General features: G+C 67.6%; 13 protein-coding genes. 6 read left to right on the top strand and 7 right to left on the bottom strand.

Annotation, left to right across the window (positions count from 1 at the left end; translation table 11 throughout):
* Window positions 1-7 precede the first annotated feature (7 nt).
* On the top strand, window positions 8-1,438 hold the full coding sequence (locus ACFXKN_RS23965) for an acyl-CoA carboxylase subunit beta (RefSeq protein ID WP_379433869.1): 1,431 nt from the start codon (window positions 8-10) through the stop codon (window positions 1,436-1,438).
* 79 nt (window positions 1,439-1,517) lie between these two features.
* Here ACFXKN_RS23965 and ACFXKN_RS23960 read toward each other — a convergent pair whose 3' ends face one another.
* The gene (locus tag ACFXKN_RS23960) at window positions 1,518-2,513 is read right to left on the bottom strand and encodes a porin PorA family protein (RefSeq protein ID WP_379433868.1); all 996 of its coding nucleotides are present in this window, start codon (window positions 2,511-2,513) and stop codon (window positions 1,518-1,520) included.
* Here ACFXKN_RS23960 and ACFXKN_RS23955 point away from each other — a divergent pair.
* A complete protein-coding gene (locus ACFXKN_RS23955; RefSeq protein WP_379433867.1) occupies window positions 2,506-3,258 on the top strand; it encodes a winged helix-turn-helix transcriptional regulator in 753 nt (250 codons plus the stop codon). The two genes, ACFXKN_RS23960 and ACFXKN_RS23955, sit on opposite strands and share 8 nt — an antisense overlap.
* A 14-nt stretch (window positions 3,259-3,272) precedes the next feature.
* Here ACFXKN_RS23955 and ACFXKN_RS23950 read toward each other — a convergent pair whose 3' ends face one another.
* Complete coding sequence (locus ACFXKN_RS23950) at window positions 3,273-3,968, bottom strand: nitroreductase (protein WP_379433866.1); 696 nt, start codon at window positions 3,966-3,968, stop codon at window positions 3,273-3,275.
* Window positions 3,969-4,087: 119 nt separating this feature from the next.
* Window positions 4,088-5,923 carry a VWA domain-containing protein gene (locus tag ACFXKN_RS23945; protein ID WP_379433865.1) on the bottom strand — a complete coding sequence of 612 codons (1,836 nt, stop codon included), beginning with the start codon at window positions 5,921-5,923 and terminating at the stop codon, window positions 4,088-4,090.
* A gap of 194 nt (window positions 5,924-6,117) precedes the next feature.
* Between ACFXKN_RS23945 and ACFXKN_RS23940 the strand changes: the two genes are divergently transcribed.
* Window positions 6,118-7,905, top strand: a complete 1,788-nt coding sequence (locus ACFXKN_RS23940; protein WP_379433864.1) for an Eco57I restriction-modification methylase domain-containing protein — start codon at window positions 6,118-6,120, stop codon at window positions 7,903-7,905.
* On the opposite strand, the gene ACFXKN_RS23935 is transcribed toward ACFXKN_RS23940, so the two are convergent.
* The 3 genes from ACFXKN_RS23935 to ACFXKN_RS23925 all read right to left on the bottom strand — a co-directional run bounded on the left by ACFXKN_RS23935 (window position 7,873) and on the right by ACFXKN_RS23925 (window position 9,312).
* Window positions 7,873-8,484, bottom strand: a complete 612-nt coding sequence (locus tag ACFXKN_RS23935) for a TetR/AcrR family transcriptional regulator (protein WP_378952101.1) — start codon at window positions 8,482-8,484, stop codon at window positions 7,873-7,875. The genes ACFXKN_RS23940 and ACFXKN_RS23935 overlap by 33 nt on opposite strands.
* A gap of 7 nt (window positions 8,485-8,491) precedes the next feature.
* The gene (locus tag ACFXKN_RS23930; RefSeq protein ID WP_378952098.1) at window positions 8,492-8,680 is read right to left on the bottom strand and encodes a hypothetical protein; all 189 of its coding nucleotides are present in this window, start codon (window positions 8,678-8,680) and stop codon (window positions 8,492-8,494) included.
* 116 nt (window positions 8,681-8,796) lie between these two features.
* Window positions 8,797-9,312, bottom strand: a complete 516-nt coding sequence (locus ACFXKN_RS23925; protein WP_378952095.1) for a gamma carbonic anhydrase family protein — start codon at window positions 9,310-9,312, stop codon at window positions 8,797-8,799.
* Window positions 9,313-9,953: 641 nt separating this feature from the next.
* Between ACFXKN_RS23925 and ACFXKN_RS23920 the strand changes: the two genes are divergently transcribed.
* Window positions 9,954-10,157 carry a hypothetical protein gene (locus ACFXKN_RS23920; RefSeq protein ID WP_379433863.1) on the top strand — a complete coding sequence of 68 codons (204 nt, stop codon included), beginning with the start codon at window positions 9,954-9,956 and terminating at the stop codon, window positions 10,155-10,157.
* 28 nt (window positions 10,158-10,185) lie between these two features.
* Window positions 10,186-11,298, top strand: a complete 1,113-nt coding sequence (ald, locus tag ACFXKN_RS23915) for an alanine dehydrogenase (protein ID WP_379433862.1) — start codon at window positions 10,186-10,188, stop codon at window positions 11,296-11,298.
* Between the two features lie 154 nt (window positions 11,299-11,452).
* Here ald and sigJ read toward each other — a convergent pair whose 3' ends face one another.
* Window positions 11,453-12,379, bottom strand: a complete 927-nt coding sequence (gene sigJ, locus ACFXKN_RS23910; protein WP_378952086.1) for an RNA polymerase sigma factor SigJ — start codon at window positions 12,377-12,379, stop codon at window positions 11,453-11,455.
* A 117-nt stretch (window positions 12,380-12,496) separates the two neighbouring features.
* Here sigJ and ACFXKN_RS23905 point away from each other — a divergent pair, with 117 nt between their 5' ends.
* Window positions 12,497-13,420 (top strand): cobalamin biosynthesis protein, encoded by a 924-nt coding sequence (locus ACFXKN_RS23905; protein ID WP_378952083.1) that lies wholly within the window; start codon window positions 12,497-12,499, stop codon window positions 13,418-13,420.
* The last annotated feature ends 141 nt before the right edge of the window (window positions 13,421-13,561 follow it).

Here is a 13,561-nt window from a genome sequence, read left to right as displayed (position 1 = left end):
GAGCGCGATGACCATCATTGCTCCCGCGTTTCAAGACACCACCACAGATCCGCGCGACCCACTGGGTCGGCTCCAACGTTTCTTCGACCCCGGCACCGTCCTGCCGCTGCATCCGCGTGACCGCTCCGGCGTGCTCGCCGCGATCGGCGAGGTCGACGGTGTCCGCACCGTGGCCTACTGCTCCGACGCCACCGTCATGGGTGGCGCGATGGGCGTCGAGGGCTGCAAGCACATCGTCGACGCGATCGATACCGCGATCGAATCCGGCATTCCCGTCGTCGGGCTGTGGCACTCCGGTGGCGCACGCCTGGCCGAAGGTGTCGAGGCGCTGCACGCGGTCGGCCTGGTCTTCGAGGCCATGGTTCGCGCGTCCGGCCTCGTCCCCCAGATTTCGGTGGTGCTCGGTTTCGCCGCCGGTGGCGCCGCCTACGGTCCCGCGCTGACCGATGTGGTCATCATGGCGCCCGAGGGCCGCGTGTTCGTCACCGGACCCGACGTGGTGCGCTCGGTGACCGGTGAGAACGTCGACATGGCGACCCTGGGCGGTCCCACCACACACTTCAAGAAGTCCGGTGTCTGCCACATCGCCGCCGACGACGAGGCCGATGCCATGCACCGCGCGCGTCGGCTGGTCTCGATGTTCGCCGAGCAGGGCGAGTTCGACCTGGTCGCGGCCGAGCACGGCGATGTGGACCTCAAGGCGATGCTGCCGGAGTCGGCCAAGCGCGCCTACGACGTGAAGCCGATCGTGCACGAGTTGCTCGACAATGTCGACGGTGAGTCCTCCTTCGAGGAACTCCAGGGTGGTTACGCCCGCAGCATGGTCACCGGTCTCGGCCGTCTCGGCGGCCGCACCGTCGGCGTCCTGGCCAACAACCCGCTGCGCCTCGGCGGCTGCCTGAACTCCGAAAGTGCCGAGAAGGCTTCACGTTTCGTGCGCCTGTGCGACGCGTTCGGCATCCCGCTGATCGTGGTCACCGACGTCCCCGGCTATCTGCCCGGCGTCGGCCAGGAACTCGAGGGCGTGGTCCGTCGCGGCGCGAAGCTGTTGCACGCCTTCGCCGAAGCACGCGTCCCCCGCGTCACCCTGGTGACCCGCAAGATCTACGGCGGCGCCTACATCGCCATGAACGCCCGCGCCCTCGGCGCCACCGCCGTCTACGCCTGGCCCGGCTCCGAAGTGGCCGTCATGGGCGCCAAGGCCGCCGTCGGCATCCTCCATAAGAAGGCACTCGCCGCCGCCCCCGAATCCGAGCGTGACGCTCTCCACGAGCGCCTTACCGCCGAACACGAGCAGCTCGCAGGCGGCGTCGAACGCGCCGTAGCCATCGGCGTAGTGGACGAGGTCATCGACCCAGCCAAAACCCGCAGCATCATCGCCACGGCCCTGGCCTCGGCACCGGCCCGCAAGAGCCACCACAAGAACATCCCGCTGTGATCTGAACTCGCACAGCGACTTTCGGCCCCGGGATTTTTCCCGGGGCCGAAAGTCATTTTGTCACGGTGCCATCTGGTGGTCAGGCTTCGGGATTGCGGCGGGTGGTGGCGAAGGCGATGAGGCCGAGACCGAGGATGACCAGGGCCAGGGGGACCCAGAGGTTCATGATCGACAGGAGGGTCGCGTTCTTGGCGAGTTTGTCCGCGGAGGCGGCGATCGCGGGGTCGGTGGTGTGCATCGAGGTGATCGAGAGCGGGATGGTGGGGATGTCTTTGCCGTTGGCCGAGACGGTCGCGTAGATGCCCTGGGTCTGGTCGACGCGCAGCGGAGCGCCGAATTCGTCGTCGACGGCGGCGCGGAAGTCGTAGGTGGAGCCGAAGCTGAGGTCGACGAGGTCGGGCAGGGTCGGCAGGGCGGCGGCCAGGGTGGCGCGGGACTGTTCCGGCACGACGCCTGCCTGCAGCATTCCGGCGATGAGCGTCTTGGGCAGCTGCTTGGGGAACGTGGCGAACTTGCTCAGAATGGCCGGATCGGCGACCGGGCCGACTGCCTCGATGCGGTAGTTGAACACGTGGCGGCCGTTGAGTTCGCCCTCGTCGACGAAGGTGGCAGGCTGGGCGGTGCGCGTCACCGGGTCGAACATGATGGTTCCGTCCTTGGACGGATTCATCGGCCAGGTGAAGGCCAGCCCGGTGTGTGCTACGAAATCGGCCTTCTGCTCGGCGGGGACCAGAGCGTCACGCTGACTGTCGCTCAGCGTCACCGCGCCGTAGTCGACACGGTTCACCGCATAGGTGTACAGCTTGTTCTGGACGCTGCCGTCGGGACTCGTGATCGCCGAGGCCCTCGTCACGATCGCGGTGTCGCCGTCGACGGCGTTGACGACCACTCCGGCATCGGCGGTGATCGGCACCTGCGGGGTCAGCAGGTTTGCCAGGTCGCCGGTGGCGAGCGCCTTACCGTTCAACGCCTGTGCTGTTCCCTCGTATTTCTGGAATGAGTTCAGGTCCTCGGGCAGCTTCATCGACGAGGGCACGATCACGAACCGAAGCGCCACCGCTCCCGCGATGAGCACAATCCCCAACAGTGCGAATACCAGCGCTGACTTCCTGAAATGCGATATACGAACAGACACCGACGAGCTCCTTAGATCCACTTGTCCTGCACCCTCCGAACACACCGGCGGCTTCGGAATTGAAACATGTTCTCGGTATGTTTTTGGTGAGATCGAGAACACTCGAGCGCTGGCATGCTGGGTGATTGCTGATCGCTATCGGATGTGCCGCGAGCTTCCCCCCGGTCAACTGCATCGTTGGTTCGGGCGGGCTGAGGTGGTCGCCGCGCATAATGGCAGGGTGCGCTATGAAGAACTCGCAGACGTCCCGTGCTCGATCACACGGCCGCTGGTGATCTTCGGTGACCGCTGGACCTTGCTGATTTTGAAGTACAGCTTCGCCGGAGTGCGCCGGTTCAACGCGTTCCAGAGCGCGCTGGGAATTTCGCGAAGCCGACTACGCGACCGCCTGGATCGGCTGATCGAACACGAAATCCTGGTGAAACGCCCCGCCGGGGACGGTGCCTACGAGGAATACCGCCTCACCGAAAAAGGCCATGCCCTCTACCCGATCCTGATGGCGATTCGGGATTGGGGCGACACCTACATGGCACCGGATGGACCGCCGGTGCAATACCGGCACCGCGGCTGTCCGGGTGAAGCGCACGCGCATCTGACGTGCGACACGTGCGCCGCGGAGGTCACCGCTCGTGATGTCGAGCCGGAAGCCGGTCCTGGAATGACCGCGGGCGCACGTCCCGCCTGACGCGGCGGCCCGGCTCAGGACGTGTGCCAGGTGATCTGGTCTTCGAGGGGGGCGCGGGCGGTGCGGAAGGTGTTGATGGGGTGGGCCGGGTCGGGGTGGCCGAAGGAGATGCCGAAGACGACCTTGCGGGTGTCGGGGATGGCGAAGTAGTCGCGGATGAACGGGGCGTAGGAGGCCAGAGCCGCCTGGGGGGCGGCGCCGAGGCCGAGGGCTTGGGCGCCGAGGAGGAAGTTCTCGAGCCAGAGGCCGCAGTCGATGGCGCCGTAGATGCCGAGGTCGGCCTCGGAGGTGACGATGGCGACGTGCGGGGCGCCGAAGAATTCGAAGTTGCACACCATCTGGCGCATGGTCTTCTCGTGGTCGCCCTTGGCGATGCCGACGCTGTCGTAGAGCTGGAATCCGCAGGCGCGGCGACGGTCGCGGTAGACACCCTCGTAGGCGGCGGGGAATTCGAAATCGGGTGTGCTGCCAGAGGTTTGGATGTGGTCGAGCAGTTCCTTGCGGAACCGGTCGGTGCCTTCGCCCGTGGTGACCACGACCTGCCACGGCTGGGTGTTGCACCACGAAGGGGTGCGTTGCGCGAGGGTCAGTACCTGTTCGATGGTCGGGCGGTCGACCTGTTCGGGGAGGAACTGGCGGCAGGTCCAGCGTTCGTCGGCCAGCCGCTGGAGGGTGGCGAAATCGCTGCTGTCATGGTCGGTCTGCGCCATCGCGCGGCTCCCTCTGGTGCGGAGAACTGGTCTCGTTTCGAGACTAACTTAGCAGTTGGGCCACCGGTGCGGAACCCGCCGACACCCCGTACTCGGGTGTCGGCGCGATCGTGGGGAACCTAGCTGCGTCTGCGGGAGACAACGAAGATCGCCGTGCCGATACCGGCGAGCAACGCCAGGCCGGCGCCGATCAGGACGTAGACGGTCCACGGCTCGGACGTCGTCGGCGAATCACTGACGGCCACAGGTTTTTCCGGTGCGGCCTCCGGGCCGGCACCGATATAGGTCGGCCCCGGTTCGGCAGTGCCCGACACGGTGAGATCGAGCTGCACCGGAGCCGGTGGCATGGTGTCCGTGCCGCCTGGAGTGCCGAGTTTGACCGCGATGTAATACCAGCCGGCCACCGACGCGCGCTTCACCTGCCCATCGGACTCGTCCCGGTTGGCGTACCGAACCGGCACCGAGGCGAGGGTGAGTTCGGCGCTCGACGTCCCGGTGTAGACCGTGGTGTCGGAGTCGATCTCCCGGCCGAGCGGCGAGTACATCGAGGTCGCCACATTCGTGGCGGTTCCGTACTTCACCCCGTCGGTCTCCGCGAAGCGCACTCGGTAGGCCAAACCCTGACCCCAGTCGAGTCGCACCCGGTAGAAGACGTACTCGCCGGGCTGCAGGGTATCGCTGTAATTGCCGCTGCCCTGCAGCGTCGAGGCGACCGTGAACGAGCCGCCGCCGGTGATCGGCTGCGGGGTGCCTGCCGGGTCGGTGAACGTGATCGCAGTGGTGTCGGCGGCGGGGCCGGGATCGGTGACGCCGGGCTCGATGCCGACGAGGACCTCTATCGGCAGGCGCGCGGGCGAGCCCTTGGACACCAGGTCCCAGTTGAGCTCGAAGTAATAGCGGCCCCCGCCTTTGCATTTGGCGGAGTTGGCGCCGGTGGGTTCTTCGGCCGCACCGTCGAACGCCTTGGCGACGGTGAGCGCGACACCGTCGCTGGCCGAGCCGCCGAGTTCGCGTTCGCGGATATTGCAGTCGATGCCGTCGCGCCCGAAGATGCGCAGTTCCAGCGCGTTCATGTCCTCGGACTGCGAGATGTCCTTCTGCCGGGGGAACGAGACGATCCCGGTGAAGTAGGCGGTGGCGCCCGCGGGCACGTCGACCGCGTAGAAGCGCTTCTCCTGCTGGCCGATGGTGTCGAGGTACTGACCCGGCTTCGCGACCGGGGCGGTGCGGTATTCGCCGGTGCCGGTGATGGGCGTGCCGGTGGCCTGGTAGTTGCGCAGGGCGGCCGAACTCACCCGCGGCAGAATGCGTTCCAGCGCGGCACCGTCGGCGGCGTCGCTGTAGGTGCCGCCGGTGGCCTGTGCCATGCAGGTGAGCTGGGCCCGCGCCTTGTCGTCGACGGCGAACCCGATCGAATGCACGATCAGGTCGAGGCCCTGCTGCTTCAACTCCCGGGCGACCTCGCACGGGTCCGGCGGCGAACAGGTGTCGTCACCGTCGGAGACGAGCACGATCGAACGTGGCCCGGAATCGGGCAGCGCGTCGGCGGCCTGGCGCAGCGCGGTGCCCATCGGGGTCCAGCCGCGCGCGTGGATGCCGTCGACCGCGGCGGTGAGTGCGGGCTTGTCGATGGTCGTCGGCTGTTGCAGCACCTGGACATCGCGGCAGCCTGCTGCCTTGTCCGCCTCGGAATTGCTGGTGCCGGTGCCGTAAGTGGTGAGTCCGACCGAGGATTCGGCGGGCGCCGAGGCGACGAAGCTACGGACCGCCCGCTTGGCGGAATCCATCATGGTGCCGCCCTGATCGGGGCGCTCCATCGAGCCGGAGGCGTCGAGGATCAGCATGGTCGGCGCGTATTGTCCGGGGTCGGCCTGCGCAGGCGCCGGGAGCGACGTGGGCAGCACGGTGAGGGCTACGGCGGTGAGTGCGGCGGTCAGCGTGCTGAGTCTCGGCATCGTCCTCGGCTTCGGTGCAGCGGGGTGAAACCGGACAGACGTTACCCATCGCCCGGTGGCCCCTCTACCCCTGTTGAAGTGGTGCAACCCACTGTTTGAAATGCTCGATCGCGTTTGCGCAGGTAAGGCAGTTGCGTCGGGTCTCGGCTCGCGCCTGCGGTGCATCGGGGCAGTTCCGGGGCACAATCGATCGCATGGCTTCGCAGGCCCGCGACGCGCAGGAGCGCAAACGGCACGGCAGGCACTACACGCCACCGGACCTCGCGCGGTTCCTGGCGCGACGGGCGCTGCGGTACGTGCCACGCGCCGCAACGCTGCGTGTGCTCGACCCGGCCTGCGGAGATGGCGAGCTGCTGCTGGCGGTGCATCGGGAAATCGCTTCGGGGGCACCGGATGTCGCGGTTCACCTCACCGGATATGACCTGGATCGACAGGCTGTCGACGAGACCGGGGGGCGGGCCGCCGCGCTCGGTGTCGACATAGATTGCCGTGCGGGCGATTTCCTGTCGGCCGCCGCTCATCTGGCGGACGGCTCATTCGACTTGATCATCAGCAATCCGCCGTATGTCCGGACCCAGCAGCTGGGCGGCCCGACTGCCCAACTGCTGAGCAAACAGTTCGGCCTCCGGGGACGGATCGACCTCACCCATCCCTTCGTTGCCATCGCGCCGCGGCTGTTGGATGCCGGGGGAGTGCTCGGGTTGCTCTGTGCCAACCGGTTTCTCACCACTCGGGCCGGGGCGAACCTGCGTCGGATCCTCACCGGTGAACTGACGCCGGTGGAGCTCTACGACCTCGGTGACACCAAACTCTTCACCGCCGCGGTGCTGCCCGCGATCACCGTAGCTGTGCGCGGCACCGGCCCACCCGACTGCCGATACGTCTCGGTCTATGAGGAGGTGGGAGTCGAACCCGACTGCACCACCGAGCTTTTCGACGCGCTGGCGGGCGAGGACGCCTGTCTTCTCGGCGCCGGGGGGCGGGTGTTCGCGGTGGAGGTCGGCGTGTTGGCGACGGGCGAAGCGCGCGGGACCGCGACCACCGCTCCGCTCCCGGCAGGCCCGCCGCGGCCGGCGAGTGTGCTGGTCGACGCGTCCGTCGACTCGGGAACGGTCGACGGTGGCCGGTCCGGTCGTCACGGTGACACCGCTTGGCGCATGTCGCGCCCCTCGGTCGATCACTGGCTCGGCCGGATCGCCGATCGCACCTGGCGCTCGTTCGGGGAGGCCACGCGCATCAGGGTGGGGATCAAGACGACGGCGGATCGGGTGTTCATCTCGGACCGGTGGGACCAGATGGATCCGACACCCGAGCCGGAACTGTTGCGGGAGTTGATCACTCACCACGATCTGCAGCCGTGGCGGGTCGCGATGGCGCGTGGCACGAGGGTGCTCTATCCCTACGATCTGCTCGAGCCCAGACGCACCCCGATCGATCTTGCCGAATTCCCTTGTGCAGCAGAGTATTTGCGGTCCCACGAGGAGGTGCTGTCGGGCAGGCGTTACGTCCTCGACGGTGGCCGGAAGTGGTTCGAGATCTGGGTGCCACAACGCCCACACCTCTGGGGTGCGCCGAAATTGGTGTTCCCCGACATCAGCGCACGTCCACGATTCGCCCTCGATCGGTCGGGCGCGGTCGTCAACGGTGACTGCTACTGGATCTCGCTCACCGACCTCGGCGTGGGCCGAGCGGCCACCGATCTGGCGTATCTGCTGATGGGCGTGGCGAATTCGGCGCTGGGTCTGCGGTTCTACGACGCTGTCTGCGGTAACCGGCTGTACTCGGGCCGCCGCCGCTGGATCACCCAGTACGTAGCGCGACTGCCGCTGCCCGATCCTGCCGGCGCGGCGGCGGGTGAGATCGTGCGAAGCGTGCGCGCGCTGCTGGAAGATGGTGTGCCGGTGGCTGATTCGGGGATCGATGAGGTGGTGGCGGCGGCGTTCGGGGTGTCAGTGGATGTCGCGGATGCCGACCATCGGTAGCAGTGTGCGCCGCGCGAACTCTCGTCCGGCCTCTGGATCGTCGAGCGGAATGAGCCCGTCGGGGGTCAGCGCCAGCGACAGGGCGAGTCGCGCCATGATCTCGGCGACCAGATCGGGGTCGAATTCGGGTACCCGCAGCTCGCGCAGCTTCTCGGCCAGATAGGCGCGCCCTACGGCGAGGATCGGTCCGGCCTCGGTGGTGAGCCGGGGCAGGATGATCTCCGGTTCGGTGCTGAGCAACCGGCGCAGCAGTTCGTTGCCCGCGATGGTGGTGACGAAGGCGACGAAGATCTCGACGAGCTGCTCGTCGGGTTCGGTGACCGCGCGGACCCGCTCGTCGATATCGGTCACATAGCGTTGCGCCTCGCGCACGCCGACGGCTTCGACCAGTTCGTTCTTGGATTCGTAGCGTCGGTAGAGGGTGGCTGGGCTGATCCCGGCCCGCCGGGCGATCTCGCCCATGCTCGTGCGTTTGATCCCGAAGTCCAGAAACGCCGACAGCGCACTGTCGAGCAGCTTCTCCCCGTCCGTGACGGGCTTCTCGAGTATCCGCGCGAGGATCGACGAAACGGTAGGCATTACCCCATTATCCCTGTGGGGGCAGATCGAATGCGGCCATCTCCTGCTCGATCGCATTGGCCGCGAAATGAACTCCACGGGATCGGAGCTCGTGAACGCGGGATTGGAGTGCTTCGATGCCGCCGGGTTGGGCGGCGATATCGGCCACGCTGACCCGTCCCGCCGCTCGGTGCACACCGGAATGCACGTATGCCACCGTGATACCTCCTACCTCGCGTATCCGGTGCCGATCGCCACTCTCATGATCGCCACGCAATACGCAGGGTAGATGCTATCAGGTCTACCTACTGGACGCTTGATCAATGTGACGGGTCACAACACCTCGGCATCGCGATGGTTGGTCAGATTGTGCAGATACACCGCCGCGTTGAGCTTGATCCCATCCTGTTGGGCGGGGGTGAGCTCGCGACGCACCTTGCCCGGCACGCCCGCCACGAGCGAGCCGGGCGGAATCTGCGCGCCCTCGGGAATCAGGGCATTGGCCGCGATCAGGCTGCCCGCACCGATCACCGCGCCGTTGAGCACCGTCGCGCCCATGCCGACGAGTACATCGTCGCCGATGGTGCAGCCGTGCAGAATCGCATTGTGTCCCACCGAGACTCCGGCGCCGACGGTGAGCGCGAAACCGGGGTCGGCGTGCAGCACGCAGCCGTCCTGGATATTGGTGCGCGCGCCGATGCTGATCTGCTCGAGGTCGCCGCGCAGCACCGCCGAGTACCAGACGCCGACCTCGGCGCCGAGGCGCACCCGGCCGATCACGGTCGCGTTCGGCGCGATCCAGGCAGTGTCGTCGATCTCGGGCGTGAACCCGCTCACCTTGATGATCATGAACGTCATTATTGCGCCGTACCGCGGAACTGCGCGCGGTGGGCCGCCGGAGACGTCGCGGGCATGCGGTGGACGTGGCGGAGCGGGCGCCGGGGTCGGTGCGGGGTGAAATGTTTTCGGTGTGCGCGGCGATTACGAATAGTTCTGCTATCTAACATCTTTCGTTGACCCGCGCCCGCTGCTGTCGGGCGCGGGTCTGTGGGCTGAGGAGAAGAAATGTTGCGGAAGTTACTGCGGGGAAATCTATTCCGTGTGGTGCTCGGTGTGCTGATGGCCTTGGTGGTGTTCGCTGTCGGCGCGTGTTCGTCGGACGGCGGCAACTCCGGTGACTCCGGATCGAGTTCGGTGTCGAAGACTTCGGTGACCGCGACGACATCGGTGGCGCCGACGAGTTCGCCTGCGGCATCGACTGATCCGGGTGGTTCGGGTGGTGGATCAGCGCCGGAGTCGTCGTACTATCACTCGCCGACGCAGGCGGCGCCGGGCTCGCCCGCGCAGAGTGAGATCCCGCCCGGCTACAACTGTGTGCCCGGCCCGGACTGTGGAACAGACAGCTGTGGTCACAACGAATGCGGAATCCCGCCCGGGCACACCTGCGTGCCCGGCCCGGAGTGCGGAACAGACAGCTGTGGTCACAACGAATGCGGCGAAACAGCCCCGCCGGTCACGACAACCGTGGCCCCGACGACTACTACGTCACCCCCGGTGACGACAACGGAGCCGACAACAACTCCGCCGACGACCACCACCGTTGCGGCGACCGCCCCGGAAACCACGTCGAGCACGGCGGTTCCGGCCCCGGCGTAGCTGCCTCGGCCGCGACACGCGATCGAGGCGGCGGCTGAGCTCCGGCGCAGGTCCTAGGCTTGCCGGATGACGCGAACGGGCGTAATCGTCGGGGTACCGACGGAGGTCAAGCCACAGGAGTACCGGGTGGCGCTCACGCCGGCGGGCGCCGCCGAACTGGTCGCGCACGGGCACGAAGTGCTCGTGCAGGCCGGTGCCGGTGTCGGGTCGGGATTCGCCGACGACGCCTATCGCGCCACCGGTACGCGGATCGCGGCCGACGCCGATCAGGTCTGGGCTCGGTCGGATCTGGTGGTGAAGGTGAAAGAGCCGATCGCGCAGGAATATTCGCTGATGCGCCGCGATCAGGTGCTGTTCACCTTTCTGCATCTGGCGGCGTCGAAGGAATGCACCGACGCCGTCCTGTCCTCGGGGATCGTCGCCATCGCCTACGAGACGGTGCGCGGGGCCGACGGCTCGCTGCCGCTGCTCGCACCGATGAGTGAGGTGGCGGGCAAGCTGAGTGCCCAGGTCGGGGCCTATCACCTGATGGCGCCGATGGGTGGCGGCGGCATGCTGCTCGGAGGCGTGCCCGGGGTGCGCCCGGCCGACGTGGTGGTGCTCGGCGGTGGCGTGGCGGGGACGAACGCGGCGAGTATCGCGGTCGGGATGGGCGCCAGGGTGAGCGTGCTCGATACGAATCTGGCGCGGTTACGTGAACTCGACGCGCGCTTCGCCGGCCGGGTCGGCACCCTCGCCTCGCACGTGCTCGAGATCGAAAAGGCTGTGGTCGCGGCAGATCTGGTGATCGGGTCGGTTCTGGTACCGGGGGCCAAGGCGCCGAAATTGGTATCCGACGAGCTCGTCGCGCGGATGCGGCCCGGCTCGGTACTCGTCGACATCGCTGTCGATCAGGGCGGTTGCTTCACCTCGACCCGGCCGACCACGCACGCGAATCCGACCTTCCCCGTGGCTGATTCGCTGTTCTACTGCGTAGCGAACATGCCCGGCGCGGTGCCGCACACCTCGACCGTGGCACTCACCAACGCCACTCTGCCGTTCGCGCTGGTGATCGCGGACAAGGGCTGGCGCGGAGCATGCGCCGCCGATCCCGGTCTGGCCGCCGGGCTCACGGCAGTCGACGGCAAACTGCTGTCCGCCGAAGTCGCGGCCGCGCACGGTTATTCGCTCGGCGCATAACGGAGACCGCCCGTTGGGCAAGTGGTCACCAGGCTATGGCGCAATCGCGCGTCGCCGTAGAGCGCCTGGCCGACACCGATCGCGCTGGCGACCGGCAATATCGCCCGAGCGGAAATCCGCGCCAGTTCTTGATGATCTAGGTCCCTGTCCGACGTTATTTGCCGCCGCCCAGGTACCAGTCCGGGGCGCCCTCGGTAGGCAGATCGCGGAGCTTGTCGGGATTGCGGACGATGTTGATCGCCACGACATGACCGGCGTCGATGACGAACGAGAAGACGCCGACGTTGGCGCCGTCGAAGACGACCAGCCCGGGCATGCCGTTGACCAGCACCGCCCGGCCCCAGCCGTTCGCGGTGTTGTACCAGCCGAGCAGCATCTTGGCGATGAGCTCCGCACCGCGCACCGGCTGACGGATGGCGGGCACCTTGCCGCCGCCGTCGGCGGTGAGGACCACGTTCTGGTCGAGCACGCCGAGCAGCGAACTCAGATCACCGGAGCGCCAGGCCAGCGCGAACGCCGAGACGACCTTCTCCTGCTCGGCCGGGGACGCGGGAAAACGTGGGGTGCCGTTCTCGACATGCTTGCGGGCGCGGGAGGCGAGCTGCCGGACCGCGGCGGGCGTGCGCCCGACTACCTCGGAGACCTCGGGACCGGTCATGCCGAACACATCTTGCAGCACGAACGCGGTGCGTTCGGCGGGCGACAGCGACTCGAGTACGACCAGGAGCGCGGTGGTGACACGTTCGTCCTGGGAGATCCGGTCGGCTGGATCGTCCCAGGAAGTGACTTCCGGTTCCGGCAGCCATTCGCCGACGTACTGTTCGCGGCGGGCGCGTGCGGACCCGAGCTGGTCCAGGGCGAGGCGGCCGATGACGGTGGTGAGCCAGGCGCGCAGGTTGTCGATCTCGTCCGCCTTGCCCGCTTCGAACTGTCGTTGCAGGCGCAGCCACGCGTCCTGCACCACGTCCTCGGCGTCGCTGATGCTTCCGAGCGTGCTGTAGGCGAGTCGTCGCAGGTAGGGGCGATGTTCCTCGAAGCGGCGGGCCAGTTCGGCCTGATCGAGAGGCTGCGGTGAGGTCATGGTGGGCGCCCGTTCGGTTGATCTTGCTCGGTCCCGGCGAGTCTAGAAGCGCCGTCACCGTGATGACGAACCAGCGGTCGCCGGTGTGACATCGCCGCCGCCCGCTACCCTCGGCCGGTGCGAAAAGGGACATCGACGGCGGTCGGGCTGGTGCTGGGATTCGTGCTCGATCGGGTGTTCGCCGATCCACGGCGGTGGCATCCGGTGGCCGGATTCGGGTCGGCGGCAGCGGCATGGGAGAAGGTGACCTATGTCGATGATCGGCGGGCCGGGGTGGTGCACGAGGTTGTCGCGGTCGGATCTGTGCTGGGGATCGGCGTGATCGGCGCCCGGGGTGGCCTGTTGGCTACCGCGCTGGCGACCTGGACCGCGCTAGGTGGGCGAAGTTTGGCGCGGGCGGGGCAGGCGATGGCGGATCGGCTCGATGCCGGCGATATCGCGGGGGCGCGGGAGCTGCTGCCGTCGCTGTGTGGGCGGGATCCTTCGGTGCTCGATGCTGACGGGTTGGCTCGGGCAGCGCTGGAATCCATTGCCGAGAACACGTCGGATGCGGCGGTGGCGCCGCTGATGTGGGGCGCGGTTGCTGGAGTTCCTGGCCTGCTCGGGTACCGCGCTGTCAACACACTCGATGCGATGATCGGGTATCGGAACGAGCGGTACGAGAACTTCGGCTGGGCCGCCGCTCGCACCGACGACATCGCCAACCTGATCCCCGCCCGCGTCACCGGGCTGCTCACTGCCGCCCTCGCCCCGCTGGTCGGCGGCACTCCGATGGCGTCGTTTCGCGCGTGGCGGCGTGACGCGGCCAAGCATCCGAGCCCCAACGCCGGGGTTGTCGAGGCGTCGATGGCGGGTGCGCTCGGCATCCGGCTCGGCGGGCTCACGCAGTACCGATACGGCACCGAATTGCGTCCCACTCTTGGCGACGGACCGGCACCTACGGTTGCGGACCTGCGTCGCGCGGTGCGGATGTCGGCGGCTGTGCAGGTCGGCGCGGTTGTGCTCGCGGGGGTGATTGCCGCGGTGCGGGGTAGGTGGTAGACGCGGCGAGGAGGGAAGGGACGACCAGGGTTCGGTAGTCCCGGTGGAGGGAAGGGACGACCAGGGTTCGGTAGTCCCGGTGGAGGGAAGGGACGACCAGGGTTCGGTAGTCCCGGTGGAGGGAAGGGACGACCAGGGTTC

The sequence above is a fragment of the Nocardia sp. NPDC059195 genome (assembly GCF_042754695.1).
In the GTDB taxonomy this organism is placed as follows: Bacteria; Actinomycetota; Actinomycetes; order Mycobacteriales; family Mycobacteriaceae; genus Nocardia.
This window is presented reverse-complemented; position numbering and strand designations above follow the sequence as displayed.

Bases quoted from the DNA above. Each gene is read 5' to 3' on its own strand.
- ald (WP_379433862.1), top strand. From the start codon at position 10,186: ATGACGCGAACGGGCGTAATCGTCGGGGTACCGACGGAGGTCAAGCCA.
- ACFXKN_RS23935 (WP_378952101.1), bottom strand. From the start codon at position 8,484: ATGCCTACCGTTTCGTCGATCCTCGCGCGGATACTCGAGAAGCCCGTC.
- ACFXKN_RS23955 (WP_379433867.1), top strand. From the start codon at position 2,506: ATGAGCACAATCCCCAACAGTGCGAATACCAGCGCTGACTTCCTGAAA.
- ACFXKN_RS23945 (WP_379433865.1), bottom strand. From the start codon at position 5,923: ATGCCGAGACTCAGCACGCTGACCGCCGCACTCACCGCCGTAGCCCTC.
- ACFXKN_RS23950 (WP_379433866.1), bottom strand. From the start codon at position 3,968: ATGGCGCAGACCGACCATGACAGCAGCGATTTCGCCACCCTCCAGCGG.
- ACFXKN_RS23965 (WP_379433869.1), top strand. From the start codon at position 8: ATGACCATCATTGCTCCCGCGTTTCAAGACACCACCACAGATCCGCGC.
- ACFXKN_RS23925 (WP_378952095.1), bottom strand. From the start codon at position 9,312: ATGATCATCAAGGTGAGCGGGTTCACGCCCGAGATCGACGACACTGCC.
- ACFXKN_RS23920 (WP_379433863.1), top strand. From the start codon at position 9,954: ATGCGGCGAAACAGCCCCGCCGGTCACGACAACCGTGGCCCCGACGAC.
- sigJ (WP_378952086.1), bottom strand. From the start codon at position 12,379: ATGACCTCACCGCAGCCTCTCGATCAGGCCGAACTGGCCCGCCGCTTC.
- ACFXKN_RS23940 (WP_379433864.1), top strand. From the start codon at position 6,118: ATGGCTTCGCAGGCCCGCGACGCGCAGGAGCGCAAACGGCACGGCAGG.